Source organism: Schlesneria sp., assembly GCF_036405755.1.
Taxonomy (GTDB): Bacteria; Planctomycetota; Planctomycetia; order Planctomycetales; family Planctomycetaceae; genus Schlesneria; species Schlesneria sphaerica.
The window spans coordinates 1-2,219 of sequence record NZ_DASWWZ010000153.1 but is presented as its reverse complement, the minus strand read 5'-3'; the positions used below and the strand labels follow the sequence as shown (position 1 = coordinate 2,219).

Annotated in this window: 2 protein-coding genes; both read right to left on the bottom strand. The window is 59.8% G+C overall.

Annotation, left to right across the window (positions count from 1 at the left end; genetic code table 11):
- Positions 1-1,855, bottom strand: a 1,855-nt coding sequence (locus VGE80_RS05180) for a hypothetical protein (protein ID WP_440591917.1), incomplete at its 3' end; no start/stop codon positions are given.
- 122 nt (positions 1,856-1,977) lie between these two features.
- On the bottom strand, positions 1,978-2,219 hold a 242-nt coding region (locus VGE80_RS05175), incomplete at its 5' end, for a hypothetical protein (protein WP_440591916.1).

Below are 2,219 nucleotides of genomic sequence, written 5' to 3'. Positions count from 1 at the left end.
TCAGCACCTTGTCAGGAAAGCCCTCCGAGGCTTCGTCGTCGAATCCGAAGTTGCCGACGGCTTCATGCAGTGCTGCCGGATAGGCCGAAGTCGGCCACGTCCCGACGTTGAATGGCAGACGGACCGGCCCCGCGCCGACATTCGCCATGGCGCGAACGTATCCATGGGCTGTTACCGTCGGGTTCACAAGACTGCCGCGACCAAGCGGATCCGCTGGCTGGCCAAACTGCCCCCCGTAGCTGGGATACCAGACGTCCGTATCATCTGTCGCCCCGGGCTTGCCCGCTCCTGGCGGAGTCGTCGGCCAGGTGAGGGTAGCGGAGCCGTTCATCCCCTGCAGGTAGCCCTCAAACGCGAGGGTATTCGTGTAGTCGTCTCCCCAGCGTCCCAGAAGAGGCGATTGGTCGCCGAGCGGTTTGAAAGGGGTGGTTCCGCTGTTGCGGTACGGATATCGACCAGCCAACAGCGCGGCCATCTCCACGTTCGCCATGAACGGATGCCGGAACAGATCAGCCTGCCCCGTCAACGTACCATGGAACTGAACGGTGGTCGCGAAGAACTGTTGACGCGTGACGTCCTCGATGTCGGCAGTAGCGAGGAAGGCGGTATTGCGCGGGTTCGCATAAAGCGCCCAAGCAAGGTTCATTTCAGCCCGTGAGCGGCCGAAATTCGACTGTCCGAACTGCGGGTTGTTCGGGGTCGGCGCCGCTCCATTGAACGGCGTCCCGTAGAATCGCAATGCCGTAAGGTTCCCTGCAGAGTTGAGACTCAGCAGCCCGTCTCCGTCGGTCCACTTGATAAAGGTGAGCGGGACAACCTGGCGGCCGCGAGGAAGATTGATCAACGGCAGTCCAAGATCCATCAAAATCGCGTCAGACTGTCCGTCAGCATCAGCATCAGCGTCGTACTCATAGTCATATTCCTGGCGTCCTCCCGTGATCGACAGTGAGTGATCCGTGAAGATTCCCAGACGGGTTGTGGTCGGGCTCGTCGGACTGTGACGGTCCACGACAAAGGGGAACGGCTGAATACGTCGCGACTGGTCACCGCTGACCGCCTGCGTCGCGGTGTTGAGGAAGCGGGAGGCACCGCCAGCCGAACCGGTCCAGGCCTTGTGGTCGCGGTGCGGGTGGAGAACCTGGAGCGCCGTCGTTCCCGTGGTGTAGATCCCTGCATAGTTCGCGGGGGTCATCGACGTGGCGTCACCACGGAAAGAACGGAAGTACTGCGGACGGAAATACGAGGGAATCACCACATGGTGGTACTTTGCTCCCGATCCGAAGCGATCGAACGTATACCCGTCGAACCCGAGGAACAAACTATTGATATCGGGATAGATATAGCCCGCGTTGGGTTCGAACTGGCTCATCGCCGTCGGATACGTCGGACTCATCCCCGGCTGCTGCGACCGGCTGAAGTTCACGATGAACGTGTCTGCAGTCCCGTCGTTGTTGTAGTCGAACGTCACCGAGCCGAGCCCTGTGGGATCGTATCCCACTGCGATCCCGCTCCCGGTATAAGGACTGACATTGAACTGGAGATTCGAGTTCGGCTTTCCGAGGATCGATGACAGCAGGGACCACGTGCCACCATCCAGCACACTCTGCTGATTTGTCGTTCCCACAACGGTTTGCTGCAGGATCTCGTTAAACGTCAACTCGGGATCAATGTCGACATCTTCGACGGACGCGAAATTCTCGGAGGTGTTGTACTGCTCCGAGGCAAACTCGAAGAAGAAGAGTCCGAGGAAGGCCAGCATCGCCATCAGCGCGAGCACCACGACAATCACAGCTCCGCCGTGACGGCTCGTGGAGCCCGCGCCTCGTTGAACACTCTGAGGATGCGTCTTGATCATGGAGACCTCGCCTTGCCTTTCGGCCGCGATCGGATTCCGCTCTTCAGCTGAAGGCGCGGACAGGTGTCTTATCTAAACCGTAGAACGGAGACGCAGGGCCGGGCAGACTGCCCGGGAACGCGTCAGTCAACAAATGAGTGGTCGATCGTCACCTGGCGGATGAGTTCGCTTCCCGGGTCGCGATAGCGGATCGAGATCCGGTTCATCGTCAACCCGATGCGATTGTCGAAGCACTCCCACTGCAGGGTGTTGTCCTGAACGATCTTCCCTGGCTGGTAAGTCCACTCGCCACCACCTGGGGGGAAAACACCGGTCGTACCGGAAGTGATCACCCGGTAACCGTATGAATAATCCCCAAGAGCGC